This is a genomic window from Salisediminibacterium beveridgei, assembly GCF_001721685.1.
In the GTDB taxonomy this organism is placed as follows: Bacteria; Bacillota; Bacilli; order Bacillales; family Salisediminibacteriaceae; genus Salisediminibacterium; species Salisediminibacterium beveridgei.
The window spans coordinates 1,058,193-1,073,269 of record NZ_CP012502.1 but is presented as its reverse complement, the minus strand read 5'-3'; the positions used below and the strand labels follow the sequence as shown (position 1 = coordinate 1,073,269).

The 15,077-nt window shown below is 49.1% G+C and carries 12 protein-coding genes and 1 tRNA gene; all 13 read right to left on the bottom strand.

Going from position 1 to position 15,077, the window contains the following annotated elements; genetic code table 11:
* Window positions 1–106: 106 nt before the first annotated feature.
* Complete coding sequence (gene hemL / locus BBEV_RS04845; protein ID WP_069364441.1) at window positions 107–1,396, bottom strand: glutamate-1-semialdehyde 2,1-aminomutase; 1,290 nt, start codon at window positions 1,394–1,396, stop codon at window positions 107–109.
* A 24-nt stretch (window positions 1,397–1,420) separates the two neighbouring features.
* A complete protein-coding gene (hemB, locus tag BBEV_RS04840) occupies window positions 1,421–2,398 on the bottom strand; it encodes a porphobilinogen synthase (protein WP_069364440.1) in 978 nt (325 codons plus the stop codon).
* A 27-nt stretch (window positions 2,399–2,425) separates the two neighbouring features.
* Window positions 2,426–3,211: a uroporphyrinogen-III synthase gene (locus BBEV_RS04835; RefSeq protein WP_069364439.1), complete on the bottom strand. Its 786-nt coding sequence runs from the start codon at window positions 3,209–3,211 to the stop codon at window positions 2,426–2,428.
* On the bottom strand, window positions 3,211–4,104 hold the full coding sequence (gene hemC, locus BBEV_RS04830; RefSeq protein ID WP_069366597.1) for a hydroxymethylbilane synthase: 894 nt from the start codon (window positions 4,102–4,104) through the stop codon (window positions 3,211–3,213). The genes BBEV_RS04835 and hemC overlap by 1 nt, the downstream gene beginning before the upstream one ends.
* A gap of 342 nt (window positions 4,105–4,446) precedes the next feature.
* Window positions 4,447–5,268, bottom strand: a complete 822-nt coding sequence (locus tag BBEV_RS04825) for a cytochrome C assembly family protein (RefSeq protein ID WP_069364438.1) — start codon at window positions 5,266–5,268, stop codon at window positions 4,447–4,449.
* An 18-nt stretch (window positions 5,269–5,286) separates the two neighbouring features.
* Window positions 5,287–6,675 carry a glutamyl-tRNA reductase gene (gene hemA / locus BBEV_RS04820; RefSeq protein WP_069364437.1) on the bottom strand — a complete coding sequence of 463 codons (1,389 nt, stop codon included), beginning with the start codon at window positions 6,673–6,675 and terminating at the stop codon, window positions 5,287–5,289.
* A gap of 219 nt (window positions 6,676–6,894) precedes the next feature.
* The gene (locus BBEV_RS04815) at window positions 6,895–7,626 is read right to left on the bottom strand and encodes an amino acid ABC transporter ATP-binding protein (RefSeq protein ID WP_069364436.1); all 732 of its coding nucleotides are present in this window, start codon (window positions 7,624–7,626) and stop codon (window positions 6,895–6,897) included.
* 9 nt (window positions 7,627–7,635) lie between these two features.
* Complete coding sequence (yihA, locus tag BBEV_RS04810) at window positions 7,636–8,256, bottom strand: ribosome biogenesis GTP-binding protein YihA/YsxC (protein ID WP_069364435.1); 621 nt, start codon at window positions 8,254–8,256, stop codon at window positions 7,636–7,638.
* The gene (gene lon / locus BBEV_RS04805; protein WP_069364434.1) at window positions 8,253–10,580 is read right to left on the bottom strand and encodes an endopeptidase La; all 2,328 of its coding nucleotides are present in this window, start codon (window positions 10,578–10,580) and stop codon (window positions 8,253–8,255) included. The genes yihA and lon overlap by 4 nt, the downstream gene beginning before the upstream one ends.
* Window positions 10,581–10,711: 131 nt before the next feature.
* Window positions 10,712–11,983, bottom strand: coding sequence for an ATP-dependent protease ATP-binding subunit ClpX (gene clpX / locus BBEV_RS04800; protein ID WP_069364433.1), 1,272 nt, complete (start codon window positions 11,981–11,983; stop codon window positions 10,712–10,714).
* A gap of 259 nt (window positions 11,984–12,242) precedes the next feature.
* Window positions 12,243–13,544, bottom strand: coding sequence for a trigger factor (tig, locus tag BBEV_RS04795; protein ID WP_069364432.1), 1,302 nt, complete (start codon window positions 13,542–13,544; stop codon window positions 12,243–12,245).
* A 120-nt stretch (window positions 13,545–13,664) separates the two neighbouring features.
* Window positions 13,665–14,717, bottom strand: a complete 1,053-nt coding sequence (locus tag BBEV_RS04790; RefSeq protein WP_069364431.1) for a DUF3196 family protein — start codon at window positions 14,715–14,717, stop codon at window positions 13,665–13,667.
* Window positions 14,718–14,921: 204 nt separating this feature from the next.
* Window positions 14,922–14,998: transfer RNA gene (locus tag BBEV_RS04785), tRNA-Arg, on the bottom strand.
* Window positions 14,999–15,077: the final 79 nt, after the last annotated feature.

The following is a 15,077-nucleotide window of genomic DNA, read 5'->3' as shown; positions in this document are numbered from 1 at the left end:
TCACAGCCTCCGATTCGCCTACACTTCAATCCTTTGGCAAACCTTAAGTCACTTATGGAGCATAAACAGGAAAAGCCTCCGCAGGGACCCGCGGAGGCTTCTTCTATCACTTTGACATGATGGTCTTAAATGCATGACGTGCCGCTTCAATCGTCTGATCGATGTCTTCTTCCGTATGCTTTGTGGACAAAAACATTCCTTCAAACTGAGAAGGCGGGAGCGAGATGCCCTGATGGAGCATTTCTCTGAAATAGGCGTTAAACAGATCCAGATCAGAAGACGATGCCGTTTCGAAATTCTTCACCTTCTGATCGGTAAAGAAGAAACCAACCATCGAACCTGCGTGATTGATCCAGTGCGGCACACCGAATTCCTTCGCCGCTGCTGAGAGGCCATCGCTGAGACGTTTACCGATTTTCTCGAAATGTTCATAGCTCTCTTCGGTCAGCTGTGAGATCGTTTCGTACCCGGCCGTCATTGCCAGCGGGTTCCCGGATAAGGTACCTGCCTGATAGATATTCCCTGCAGGGGCAATGCGCTCCATGATATCGCGTCGACCGCCATAAGCGCCTACCGGCAACCCGCCGCCGATCACTTTCCCGAGACACGTCAAATCCGGTGTCACACCAACGCGTCCCTGAGCACTGTGATAGCTGCTTCGAAAACCGGTCATCACTTCGTCGAATATGAGCAGTGAGCCGTGATCTTCCGTGACTTCCCTGACCCCTTCGAGGAAGCCGGGCTCAGGGAGCACGACACCCATATTGCCTGTGATCGGTTCAAGAATCACCGCTGCAATGTCATCACCAAACTTGTCAAAAGCGACCTTCAGGCTTTCCAGATCATTATACGGAACCGTCAATGTGTTGGATGCGACGGATTCCGGGACGCCCGGACTATCCGGCAGACCGAGTGTTGCCACACCAGACCCTGCTTTGATCAGCAGCGAATCACCGTGACCGTGATAGCAACCTTCAAATTTCAAAATCTTGTTGCGGCCGGTGAATCCGCGGGCAAGTCGAAGGGCACTCATCGTCGCTTCCGTACCGGAGTTAACCATCCTTACGACCTCAATGGATGGCACCCGGTCGATCACGAGCTCTGCCAGCTTCGTTTCCATTTCATGCGGGGCACCAAAGCTGGTCCCTTTCGCCGCAGCGTCCTGGACACTCTTAATGACCTGCGGGTCCGCATGACCGTGAATCATCGGTCCCCACGACAAGACGTAATCGATGTATTCATTTCCGTCCAAATCCCAGATTCTCGTCCCTTTGCCTTCGTCCATATACACCGGGTCCAGCCCGACGGATTTAAATGCACGTACCGGACTGTTCACTCCTCCGGGCATTAAAGGCAGCGCTTTGGCAAATGCCTGTTTCGATTGATCAAAATTCATTGTCTTCAACCTCCTGGTTCATGTTTACCGGTTCCAGCGGGCAATGTCTTTCGCAAAATAGGTCAATATCAGATCAGCGCCGGCCCGCTTCATGCTGACCATTTTCTCCATGACAATCTCCTGCTCATTCACCCAGCCGTTCATTGCTGCCGCTTTCACCATGCTGTACTCTCCGCTCACGTTATACGCAACGACAGGCAGATCGTGCCGCTCCCGGACATCGCGGATGATATCGAGATACGACAAGGCCGGTTTCACGATCAGGAAATCGGCGCCTTGGTCCACATCTGAAGCAGCCTCACGATGTGCTTCGCGGCGGTTTGCCGGATCCATCTGATACGTCTTGCGGTCACCGGATTGCGGTGAGCTGTGGGCTGCATCGCGAAACGGACCGTAAAAGGCAGACGCGTATTTCACGGCATAGCTCATGATCGGCACGTGACTGTATCCGGCTTGATCAAGGCCTGTGCGAATCGCCTGTACAAAACCGTCCATCATATTCGAAGGCGCAATGATATCCGCCCCTGCTTCTGCCTGGGACACGGCTGCTTCTGCCAGCAGATGCAGCGATGGATCATTGAGAATTTCCCCTTCTTCCACAATCCCGCAGTGCCCGTGATCAGTAAACTGGCACAGGCATGTGTCCGTGATGACTGTCAAATCCGGGAACGCGTCTTTGATTTGTCTCGTTGCCCGTTGCACGATGCCTTGCTGATCGATTGCCGAAGAACCGGTGTGATCTTTATGATCCGGGACACCGAATAAAATGATCATCGTAATGCCCAGCTCCACCGCTTCCTGGACTTCCGCATTGATCAGATCCAGTGAACGCTGGTAGACACCTGGCATCGATGGCACTTCGTTTTTAACGCCCGTACCTTCCACAACGAACAACGGGTAGATTAAATCTTCCGTACGTACATGATTTTCCCTGACACTGGCCCGAAGATTCGGGGTTTGTCGCAACCGGCGATGCCGGGCGAAAGATGCGTTTTCCTGCATATATTCCTTCATCCTTCCACAACAGGTTCAACCAGTTGATTTTTTGTATTCTTGAATGGCTCCGACAAGTCCCTCGATGGTGTAGGTGTCCGGCGTGATGATCCTCGATGGATCAACGTAACCGCTGAGGGCTTCTTCCGTGACCCGTCCAATGACGGCAAACATCAGATTTTTTGCGAATGCCATCTGAGCGGCCTGATGAAAAAAACTGTGCACAGCAGAGGGACTTGCGAATGTCACGACATCACAGGCGTCGTTTTCGAGCACACTGATTAATTCCTTCTGTTTTTCCCAATCCTCCACCGTATTATATACAGGGACCTCCGTCAGTTGTCTGCCCGACGTTTTAAGCAGGTCGTGCAGCGTGGAACGGGCCCGCTTGCTTTTAGGGTATAAGATCCGCTCTTTAACCGATGTTGCGTTCACGACTGCTTCTGCAAGATGCTCAGCATCAAAACGCGCCGGGACGATTTCCGGTTCAATGCCCAGTTTCTTCAGCGCACTCTCCGTTTTGGAGCCGACAGCCGCGATGCGCTTATACCGTAATGAAGCGATCATAAAGTCACGATCGACAATGGGGTTTAACAAATCGAGGACGGCGTTGACCGCGTTCACACTGGTAAAAATGATGACGTCCGCTTCCTGGCAGGCATTATAAAATACCGATGGATCCAGGCCGTTTACCGGTTCCACGCGAATCAACGGCATTTCAATCACCGTTGCACCACGTTCCATTAACAGCCGGCTTAATGTCCCCTGCTGGTGACAGGCCCGGGTATTCATCACAGTGAGCCCTTTGAGCACTGTCGTCATCAGTTGTTCTCCAAATCTTCCTTCACCTTGTCGAGCACTTCTTTCGCACCTTGGCGGAGAATCCGTTCGGCCACTTCCGTGCCGATATGGTCGGGATCTTCTCCGATGATTGATTCTTTAAAGACCTGCTTGCCATCCGTGGAGGCAACGAGCGCTGTCAGGTGAATCTGATTTTGTTCATCGAGGGTAGCGTGAGCACCGATCGGAACCGTGCAGCCGCCTTCCACCGTGCGTAAAAACGCTCGCTCTGCCGCTACCGTTCTTGCGGTATACTCATGGTTTAAATGGGCGAGGAGTTCCCGGAGTTCATGGTCTTCCTCCCGGCATTCCAGACCGAGAGCGCCTTGTCCGACAGCCGGCAGGCACAGTTCAGGATCGAGAAATTCGGTCACGATATCTTCAGTCCAGCCAACGCGTTCAAGTCCCGCAGCAGCGAGGATAATTGCATCGAAATTCTCCTCACGGCACTTACGAAGCCGGGTATCGATGTTGCCCCGAATCCATTGAATCTCGAGATCCGGTCGCTTCGTGAGGACCTGGGAACCGCGCCGAAGACTGCTCGTCCCGACGATGGATCCCGAAGGCAGTTCCATCAGGGTTTTACCGCTGTTTGAAATAAATGCATCCCGGGGGTCGACGCGCTCCGGCACAGCTGCCAGAACAAGCCCTTCTGACCGGCCTGAAGGGACGTCTTTCATACTGTGCACGGCCATATCAATTTCACGGTTGTGCATAGCCTGTTCGATCTCTTTCACAAATAAGCCTTTTCCACCGACTTTGGAGAGGGTCACATCGAGAATCTGATCGCCTTTGGTGGTAATTTCTTTAATCTCAAACGTGAAAGGCAGACCGAGCTTTTCAAGTTCCTGAATCACCCAGCGTGTCTGTGTCATCGCGAGATTGCTTCGTCTTGAACCGAGAATAATGTTCCGTGTCACGTTCACATTCCTCCTAAAGTGTAAGCTCTGTTAAGGTTGAGTGTTGATATTCAATCGCTGACGGCGGACGCTTGCCCGAAGTGCAAACAGCATCAGTGCGACAATCGACTCGGCATTACCTCGTCGTGTCTTACTGTCCCAGGGGCTTGCTTTAACCAACATCCGCTTTGCGAAAGTGGATTTCGAGACTGCGCTCATCCGTCGGGCATCGCCGCCTAACGCTCTTGAATATGAGATTCAGAAAATCAACAACAGGCTTTAACAGTGTGAAAATTGGTAAACACCCAGCGTTTCGTTTTACCAGATATGAAACGTTGAAAAAGATCCTGACAGAAAATAATTGATGAGCAGGACCAGAAACGCAGCGAGATTAAAAAGCACCAGCTGATAGCCGCGCACTTTCCTTACTTGATAAAAAAAGACGTATGTGCCGTAGAAAGCCAGCACAATAAATGACGTGACCACCTTCGGATCAAGCCACGGGATCGTGTCAAAGGATAAATAGGACCAGATCACACCGAGTATCAGCCCGATCAGCAGAAAGGGAATTCCCGTTACTGCAGCAAAAAAACTGTACCGCTCCAGTGTGTTCAGGTTCCCCGTTCTTGCCATTCTGTCATTGAACGATTTTGATTTCAGCATATGATGTTTCAAAAAATACAGAAAAGAAAAGACAAATGAAACGGTGAAAACACCGTAGCTCAGTAACAGCACCACGACATGAATCATCAGCATTTCAAAAATGAACAATTCACTGAGTAACGGAGACACATCGCCTGTCGGCACCATTAAACCGATCACCACCACGATAAAACCGATCAAATTCAAAAAGAAAATCAGGAAATCTGTTCTGAAGCGGCGGTTGATGAACAAGGACGCCGTAACGAGCAGCCATGAATAAAAAAACATGGCCTCGAAACTCGTCATGATCGGCAGTCGTTCAAAGGCTATGTAGCGCAGGGCCATAAAAGCAATCTGCATGAGCCAGACAATTGAAAGTAACCAGAAAGCCAATCGGTTGACCTTCTGGTTTTTATGAATAAAATCTATGAAATATCCTGATACACTGGCACAATAAAGCACGACGATCAGGATATACAGGATATTCATTCCCGTCATAAGTCAGCTTCCCTTCTTTCAACAGGAGCGGACAACCGCTTTTTTCTTCGATCCGATTGCCGCTTTCCGGCGGGCAATATTATACTGCCGTTCCTGACGGTTGATCTTGATATTCGATGTGATTCGCGGTTCCTCTTCGTCCATATGCTCTTCAAGTTTGAACACTTTGGAGAAGTACTCCAAGAGGGCATCCGGATCGTTTTCATTCGGTACTTCCTTGAGTGCGGTGATCGGATCACGGAGCATCTGATTGATGATACTCTTCATGTGTTTACGGATCACTTTCTTCTCGCGCTCGCTCAAATGGTCCAGCTTTCGCTCGAGGCTCTCCATCGTGACTTCCTGGATCGTCTTCGCCTTTGCACGCAAGGCAGTCATCACAGGAACGACTCCAAGTGTATCCAGCCACTCGCCAAAAATGACGAGTTCTTCTTCAATCATCAATTCGATCTGTTCCGCGGCTTCTTTTCGTACTTCCAGATTGGATTGTACAATGCCTTGGAGGTCATCGATGTCATAGAGATACACATCATCAAGTTCACCCAGTCCCGGATCAATATCACGCGGGACGGCGATGTCCACGAGGAACAACGGACGGCCTTTTCGTTTCTTCATGATCTGTTTGACATCAGAAGCGTTCAGAACGTACTGATCGGCTCCGGTGGAACTGATGAGGACATCCGTCTCCAAAAGCGATTCGGTCAGCTGCTCAAACGGACGGCTTGCTCCTGCAAAGCGGCTCGCCAGTGCATCTGCCTTTTCCTTCGTCCGGTTCATAACCGTAATCTGATCCACGCCGTTTGACGTCAAGTGCTTGGCCGTGAGTTCACTCATCTTGCCGGCTCCCATGACGAGGACCTGTTTCCCTTTGAAGTCGCCAAAGATCTGCTTCCCAAGCTCAACGGCAGCATAAGAGACGGAAACCGGGTTATCGTTGATTTCCGTTTCTGCCTGGGCACGCTTCGCCAAGGTAATCGCCTGACGGAAGCTGTAATTTAAAATTGTTCCGGTCGTTTCCAGTTCCTGCGCTTTCAAAAACGCTTCACGGACTTGTCCAAGGATTTGTGTTTCCCCGAGAATCATCGAGTCCAGGCCACATGATACCCTCAGGAGATGTTCAATCGCGTGCTCATCTTCTCTGATTAACAAGTGATGCGAGAACTCTTCTTTCGGAACTTCAAACCACTCGGATAAGAACATCTTCGTATAGTAGCGACCGGTATGAAGCTGGTCTGCCACGACGTATAATTCCGTGCGGTTGCATGTCGAGATAATGACACTCTCGAGAATACTTTTTGATTGACGTAATGTTGTCAATGCCTGATCCATGTCCGATTGAAACTGAAACTTCTCCCTGATTTCAACCGGTGTTGTCTTATGATTTAAACCGACAACGAGGATATGCATACCTTCACCCCCAAGACTTAAACCCACTCTATCATACACGGTTTTCGTGACGCTTTCAAACCATGTTTCTCTTAATTAGAATCATTATTTATTATAACATATTCAGCACAAAGTGAAAGAAATCTGTTTGAATACTTTCATTGTAAACGGTTGTAACCGATAATTCTGTGATACCGGTCACATCAAAAGAGAAAAAACCGCCTTTCCGGCGGTTTTTGATCATAAAATTTTTGAGAGAAACGCTTTCGTCCTCGGTTCTTTCGGGTTGGCGAAGAAATCCTTCGATGGCCCCTCCTCAAGAATGACACCGTCATGCATGTACAGCGTCCGATCTGCGACTTCTCTGGCAAAACCCATTTCATGTGTGACGATCACCATCGTCATCCCCTGCGAGGCAATATCCTTCATCACGGCGAGTACTTCACCGACAAGTTCAGGATCAAGGGCCGATGTCGGCTCATCAAACAACATGACTTCCGGTTGCATGGCCAAGGCTCTTGCGATCGCGACCCGCTGTTTTTGTCCTCCGGAGAGGGTGAAGGGGTAGTCATCGGCCTTTTCACGCAAACCGACGCGTTCAAGAAGCTTGAGCGCTTCCGCGGTGGCATCTTCTTTACGCCGTTTCAGCACATGAACAGGTGCTTCGATGATGTTCCCGAGCACGGTCATATGCGGAAACAGGTGAAAATGCTGAAACACCATCCCCATCTTCTGTCTGAACTGGTTCACATTGTGTGTGGTCGTTTCGATCACTTCACCGTTATAACGGATGGTCCCGCTGTCCTTCTCTTCGAGAAAATTGAGACAGCGGAGGAGGGTACTTTTTCCCGAACCGGATGAACCGATGACACAAATGACCTCTCCTTTTTTCAGCGCGAGGTCGATGCCTTTTAATACCGGCGCATCGCCAAAGGATTTATTCAGGTCGTGAATCTCGAGCAGTGCATCCATGGAGCCCCATCATCCTTCCACATCGGAAGTCCCCCGCTGTTCCTTACTGAAGAGGGCTTCCTTAATTTCACGCCAGGCTTCCTCTTTTCCTTGACCGGTTTCTGAGGAGAAGAGGATCAATGGATCCCCCGCCTGCATATTCAGATCGTTACTGATATCCTTCTTCGCCTTCGCCCATTTACCTCGCGGAATCTTGTCACATTTCGTTGCGATCAGGATCACTTTCAGCCCGTGGTGCTTCAGCCAATCGTACATCAGCACATCGTCTTCAGACGGTTTATGGCGGCTGTCCACTAACTGGACGACGGCTTTTAATTGTTCCCGGGAAGAGAAAAAGATCTCAAGTGTCCGTCCCCAGGCGGCCCGTTCCGCTTTGGAGACCTTCGCGTACCCGTAACCCGGGACGTCCACGAAATGAAAGCGGTCATTAATGACATAGAAATTCAACGTCTGCGTTTTACCCGGTCGTTGAGACGTGCGGGCCAGATCTTTTCGATTCAAGAGTGTATTGATAAATGAAGATTTGCCTACATTGGAGCGCCCGGACAGCGCGATCTCCGGAAACATCGTTCCCGGAAACTGCGCTTCTTTCGCTGCACTGATGACAAGTTCTGCAGAGGAGATTTTCATGACTCGTCATCCTCCTCCGTCAGTGCCACCTTCAATACCTCATCGAGGTGCGCGACCGGGATAAACGTCAGATCATCCCGGACACTGTCCGGGATATCTTCGAGATCTTTTTCGTTTTCTTCCGGTATGATAATGTGCGTCAGACCAGCCCGGTGCGCGGACATGGATTTCTCTTTCAGACCGCCGATCGGCAGCACGCGTCCCCGAAGCGTAATCTCACCGGTCATGCCCACTTCGCGGCGAACCGGTCGATTCGTCAAAGCAGAGATAAGCGCCGTTGCAATCGTGATCCCGGCAGAAGGGCCATCCTTTGGAACGGCACCTTCTGGCACATGGATATGAATATCATTCTTTTCATTAAATTGTGGGTCGATGTTCAATTCTTCGGATTTGGCGCGAATATAACTGAATGCCGCCTGAGCGGATTCTTTCATGACATCCCCGAGCTTTCCTGTCAAAAGCAATTTGCCTTTACCGGGATAGAGCGACACCTCGATATTCAGGGTATCCCCGCCTGCGGCCGTATAGGCAAGACCTGTGGCGGTTCCGATCTGATTTTTGGTTTCTGCTTTCCCGTAGCGGTAGGTTGGACGGCCGAGAAGTTCCTCGATGGTCTTGTCCGTGACGATCACCCGTTTTTTCTCACCGGAGACGATTAATTTTGCCGCTTTGCGGCAGATCTTCGCGAGTTCCCGCTCTAAATTTCTGACCCCTGCTTCCCGGGTATAGCGCCGGACCACTTTCAGGATTGCTTCATCTTTAATCTGAAGTTTTCCTTTTGTAAGACCATGCTCTTTTACTTGCTTTGGGAGCAGGTAGCGTTTGGCGATCTCTTTTTTCTCCACTTCCGTATAGCCTGGAATATGAATCAGTTCCATCCGGTCACGAAGCGGGGGCGGAATGGCGCCGACATTATTTGCTGTTGTGATGAACATGACTTTGGAAAGGTCATAGGGCTCTTCAATAAAGTGATCGCTGAAGGTGTTATTTTGCTCAGGATCAAGTACTTCGAGCAGTGAGGCCGACGGATCGCCCCGGAAGTCATGCACCAGCTTATCAATTTCGTCGAGCAGGAAAACCGGGTTCATACTGCCGGCTTTCTTCATGCCCTGAATGATCCGGCCGGGCATTGCACCGACATACGTCCGCCTGTGACCGCGGATTTCCGCTTCATCTCGCACTCCTCCGAGGGACATACGGACGAATTTCCGGTTCAAAGACCTTGCAACGGAGCGCGCCAAAGAGGTTTTCCCTACCCCTGGAGGTCCTGTCAGGCAAAGGATCGGCCCTTTTAATTCATTCGTCAGTTCCTGTACGGCCAGATATTCCAATACGCGTTCTTTTACTTTTTCAAGCCCGTAATGATCCTCATCCAGGATCTTCTCCGAGCGGTGAATGTCGAGGACATCTTCAGTGACATTGTGCCATGGAATGACCACGAGCCATTCGACGTAATTGCGGATTACCGAGCTCTCCGCAGAGCTTGGAGGCATCTTCTCATAGCGCTTCAATTCCTTCAGCGCCTTCTCTTCAACCGATTCCGGCATTTCAGCCTCTTTGATGCGTTTTCGAAGATCGTCCATCTCTGACTCTTTCGATTCTTTTTCACCCAATTCATTTTGAATCGCCTTCATCTGTTCGCGAAGGTAATATTCCTTTTGGCTTTTTTCCATGGAACGCTTGACCTGCTGACCGATTTTACGCTCAAGTCCGAGCACTTCCCGCTCATTCGTTAACGTCTTCAACACGAGCTCCAGACGCTCTTTGACGTGGAATGTGTCGAGTACTTCCTGCTTCTGTGGCACCTTCAACGGCAGATGGGACGTAATGATATCGGCCATTCGCCCTGGTTCCACAATATCCGTGACGCTCTCGAATGTCTCTCTTGTAATGTTTTTCGAGAGCTTTAAGTATTCCTCGAACTGGTCAAGAAGGTTGCGCATCAGCGCCTGTTCTTCCACCGTCGCTTCCTGACGTTCCTCGACATGGGTTACTTCGGCTTGTGTGTATGTCTCTTGTTCGGTAAGTTCCTCTACCTGCGCCCGGTGAAGCCCTTCCACAAGCACCCGGATTGTGCCGTTCGGCAGTTTGAGCATCTGATTGACCTTCGCCACAGTCCCTACTTCATGCAGTTCTTCTCTCGACGGTTCATCGGTGGATACGTCTTTTTGTGCCGTGAGGAAAATCTCCCGGTTGTCCACCATCGCTGTTTCAAGTGCCTGGATCGATTTATCACGTCCGACGTCCAAATGCAGGACCATGGTTGGAAAAACAATCAAACCTCTTAAGGGTAATAATGGGAGTACTTTGTTCTCATCACTCATTATATTGCACCTCCTGTAAAAATCATTGCTGTCTATTATTGTATCGTACCCGGAAGGTAAATTGAAGGAACGCTGTTTGAAGAAAGAAAGGACGTCTCAGTGAGACGCCCCGTCATTGATTGGATTCAACATTATGCACTTTCTTTCGGTTCTTCAGGATCGACGACTTCTTCTCCGTCTTTATCGAGCAGGATCGGTTTCACATTGTCCGTGACAGCCTTGTCGGTAATCACACATTTGACAATGTCTTCACGTGACGGCAGGTCATACATGACATCGAGCATAAGCCCTTCGATAATTGAGCGGAGACCACGTGCACCTGTTTTCCGTTCGATCGCTTTCTTAGCGACTTCCGTCAAGGCACTCTCTGTGAATTCCAACTCCACTTCATCCAGTTCAAGCAGTTTTTGATACTGTTTGATCAGGGCGTTTTTCGGTGCTGTCAGGATTTCCACCAGCGTCGCTTCATCCAGTTGCTCGAGGCTCGCGATCACCGGGATACGACCGATAAATTCCGGAATCAGACCATAGCGGAGCAGGTCTTCAGGCAGGATTTTGGAGAGGAATTCGCCCTCCTTCAGGTCTTCCTGTCCGGATTCCGCACCAAATCCGATCACTTTCTTCCCGAGACGTTCTTTAATGATGGAATCAATACCATCGAATGCACCACCGACGATAAAGAGCACGTTCGTGGTATCAATCTGGATAAATTCCTGATGCGGGTGTTTACGCCCACCCTGCGGCGGCACGCTTGCCGTGGTTCCTTCAAGGATTTTCAGGAGCGCCTGCTGCACACCTTCACCGGATACGTCACGGGTAATCGACGGATTCTCCGACTTTCTGGCAACCTTGTCCACCTCATCAATATAGATGATGCCGCGCTCTGCTTTCTCTACATCATAGTCTGCCGCCTGAATCAGCTTAAGCAGAATATTCTCCACGTCTTCACCGACATAACCGGCTTCTGTGAGTGATGTGGCATCCGCGATGGCAAATGGCACATTTAAAATGCGGGCGAGTGTCTGCGCGAGAAGAGTCTTCCCGCTTCCCGTCGGTCCAATCAGACAAATATTACTCTTGGCAAGCTCCACATCATCGTTTCTGACGGTGGCATTGACACGTTTATAGTGATTATAAACAGCAACGGATAACGTCTTTTTCGCACGATCCTGGCCAATGACATAATCACTGAGAATCTCGCGGATCTCCTGTGGTTTTGGAATGTCTTCCATTTCCACTTCTTCTTCGGTTCCAAGCTCTTCTTCCACAATTTCATTACACAGCTCGATACACTCATCGCAAATGTACACTCCCGGTCCTGCTACAAGCTTTCGGACCTGGTCCTGTGTTTTACCACAAAAAGAACATTTAAGCTGTCCTTTTTCTTCGTTAAACTTAAACATATTCGTTCACCTCTCAGGATCAAATTTCACTCAAGTCATTCAACTTTCGATTATGTGTGACAAATTCTTTATCTACCGTTCATTTTAGCATAGTTTCCTGTCAGTCCCAAAATCGTCAATCGTCTGATCTCCCATTCAGAATAAAGAACGGAAACACCAATGTCAACGAATCCACTTGACGGGCATGTTCGATTATGTATAAACAACAAGGCACGACGAAGTGTCGCGCCTTGCTGAATGCTGTTCACCGGCAGATAAATTATTCGGCTGGCTTCTCCACTGCTGTTTCAGAGAGCAGGTCCAGTGCTTTACGGATCCGAAGATCAGATTTCAGCTGATCGGTTCCGCCTTGCATCATGAGAATCTGCTTGATTTCATCAGCTGAGCGGCCATACATTTCAGCCATCTTTTCGATTTCTTCATCCACTGCTTCTTCAGAAACTTCAATCTCTTCTTTTTCAGCAATGGCTTCAAGGGTCAGGTTCATGCGGACACGTTTCTCAGCATCCCCTTCGAATTGGGCTTTCATGCCCTCTTCGTCCGTCTGTGCAAACTGATAATACATATCCATCGTCATCCCCTGGGACTGCAGTCGCTGACTGAATTCCTCGAGCATCCGGTCTTTTTCAGTTTCAACCATGGCCGATGGTACATCAATCGTGGCATTTTCTGTTGCCTGCTCAACGAGAGAATCCTTCTTCGCCATTTCTGTTTCTTCTTTTTTGGTTTTCTCGAGATTTTCCCGGATGTCTTTTTTGAGATCATCGAATGATTCGAATGACTCGTTAACATCTTTTGCGAACTCATCATCAAGTTCAGGAAGATCCTTACGCTTCACGTCGTGAAGTTTCACTTTGAACATCGCAGCCTTACCCGCTAAATCTTCAGAGTGATACTCTTCAGGAAATTCCACGTTCACTTCAAGGTCAGACCCCGGTTTTGCACCGATGAGCTGATCTTCGAATCCTGGAATAAATTGCCCTGATCCGATTTCAAGTGAATAGTTCTCTGCCTGACCGCCTTCGAATGCTTCACCATCAACGAAACCTTCAAAGTCCATGACAACGGTATCGCCCTGGGCAACTTCTCCATCTTCGATCGCAACGAGATCCGCGTGCTTCTCACGGGTTGATTCAATTTCCTGATCAACGTCTTCATCCGCTACTTCAGTCGATCCCACTTCCACTTCAAGACCTTTGTATTCTCCGAGCTCCACTTCCGGTTTAACCGTTACTGTGGCAGTGAATTTCAAGGCATCTCCTTTTTCAACATGCTCGATGTCGATTTCAGGCTGGGCAACCGGATCGATCCCGGCTTCTGCAACCGCCTCTGTATATGCTTCAGGAAGTACGATGTCGATAGCATCCTGGTAGAGACTCTCTACGCCAAAACGCTGTTCGAAAATCTGACGTGGTACACGGCCTTTACGGAATCCCGGCACATCCACCTGCTTAACGACTTTTTTGAATGCTTCATCAAGTGCAGTGTCGAAACGCTCGCTGCTTACTTCAACCGACAGGACACCTGTGTTTCCTTCTTTCTTTTCCCAATTTGCAGTCATAAATTGTTTCCCTCCATATCAATCATTAACCTAGCTTTTTTGCAACTCTTCAATTATAACATAGCTGATTCTCATTTCAATGATTTCGGGATGATTTCATCCTGTAACCCGTACGAATCATTACTCGTCCGTCATATGGATTTCAAAGTGATGTAAGAGCAATTCGATTTCCTCGATATGTTTGCAGCAGCTTATGAGTTCATCTGCGCCTGTTCCGTAAATTTCTGCAAAATCTTCCACTTCCATGCCTTCCTGGTTCATCAGTTTCTCAAGGTGCATATGTAGAGCACCGGCCCAGGCCCGTTCGCCTGATCCTTGAAGTGGAACCGGATAGATGGCAAATAGATAATGCCACCACAGCTGTTCTGCAAGTGAAAGCAGCGACGGATTCTCTGCTTCAAGCTGATCCCTGATTAGTCTGACGACTTTCATGCCTTCTTCACGGTGAAATAACTGATTCGCATCAGCGAGATTCACCTGATATGTATGACCAAACTTATGCACATCAAATTGTTCTTTTATCCCCATCTCTTCAAGGGTACTCAGAACATAGCTTTTCAAAACCGGATGGTGCCCGTCAGACGCCAGGAGTTCCCTGTAGGCTTCAACCGCGATGCTTTTCTCCCGATGACTCAGCTTATGTATCGCGCCCCATTGCTCTTCGGTGTTTCCTTGTTGAATCGTATTGATTAAATCACCCGTCGTCACGGACATGTCATGATCATCCGCTTGCTGACGCAGCTTCGAGCTGTCGTCTTCCACCATCTCCCGGGCGAACTTCAGAAGTTCCTCAAAAGACTCCGCCATCTCTGAAGGCATCGTCTCAAGCGGCAGTGCTTCATCGAGGATTTCCACCACCCGTTCGTAATCGGTCAGTTGAACAAGGAGAGAGATATAGATTTTCAGCACGTCATAATAATCACCAAGGCCCTCTTCCAACATCGATTCACATTGAATCCGGGCTTCTTCGAGGCGGTTCAGTTCGATATTGGCAATCACCAGACCGTATCGCCCCTGTGGGTGATCTTCATCAAGCTGGGTGACCTGATTGAAGTACGTCAGGGCATCGTAAAGCCGTTTTTCTTTTAAGGCATTCATCCCGAAATCGACCAGCCGCTCCACAAGACCAGGCATCTGAATCACATTGTCTTTTTGATCGTGTTCCTCTCTCATCTTTCATCATCACCTCCTGTCTGAACGATATGATATATGTAATAGACACTCACTTTATTTTAGCAATCTATTCATGAAAATACAAACATTATCACTATTGACACATGGAATAACACGCCAAAATAAAAACCCCTTAACCACTGACACTGCAGCAGTTAAGAGGCTATCAAACGTCATCTGATGTGACTGACTGACTGACAGGAATGGTGTCCCAGGAGGGATTCGAACCCCCGACCCACGCCTTAGAAGGGCGTTGCTCTATCCTGCTGAGCTACTGAGACAGGTGAAAAGGTGGAACTTTTGATCGCATCTTTGATCGATGGCGACATGTATTAATATAAACAATTCCACCTTTACTGT

Bases quoted from the DNA above. Each gene is read 5' to 3' on its own strand.
- BBEV_RS04790 (WP_069364431.1), bottom strand. From the start codon at position 14,717: ATGAGAGAGGAACACGATCAAAAAGACAATGTGATTCAGATGCCTGGT.
- clpX (WP_069364433.1), bottom strand. From the start codon at position 11,983: ATGTTTAAGTTTAACGAAGAAAAAGGACAGCTTAAATGTTCTTTTTGT.
- BBEV_RS04825 (WP_069364438.1), bottom strand. From the start codon at position 5,268: ATGACGGGAATGAATATCCTGTATATCCTGATCGTCGTGCTTTATTGT.
- hemL (WP_069364441.1), bottom strand. From the start codon at position 1,396: ATGAATTTTGATCAATCGAAACAGGCATTTGCCAAAGCGCTGCCTTTA.
- hemC (WP_069366597.1), bottom strand. From the start codon at position 4,104: ATGACACAGACACGCTGGGTGATTCAGGAACTTGAAAAGCTCGGTCTG.
- tig (WP_069364432.1), bottom strand. From the start codon at position 13,544: ATGACTGCAAATTGGGAAAAGAAAGAAGGAAACACAGGTGTCCTGTCG.
- BBEV_RS04815 (WP_069364436.1), bottom strand. From the start codon at position 7,626: ATGGATGCACTGCTCGAGATTCACGACCTGAATAAATCCTTTGGCGAT.
- yihA (WP_069364435.1), bottom strand. From the start codon at position 8,256: ATGAAAATCTCCTCTGCAGAACTTGTCATCAGTGCAGCGAAAGAAGCG.
- hemA (WP_069364437.1), bottom strand. From the start codon at position 6,675: ATGCATATCCTCGTTGTCGGTTTAAATCATAAGACAACACCGGTTGAA.
- BBEV_RS04835 (WP_069364439.1), bottom strand. From the start codon at position 3,211: ATGACGACAGTGCTCAAAGGGCTCACTGTGATGAATACCCGGGCCTGT.
- hemB (WP_069364440.1), bottom strand. From the start codon at position 2,398: ATGCAGGAAAACGCATCTTTCGCCCGGCATCGCCGGTTGCGACAAACC.
- lon (WP_069364434.1), bottom strand. From the start codon at position 10,580: ATGAGTGATGAGAACAAAGTACTCCCATTATTACCCTTAAGAGGTTTG.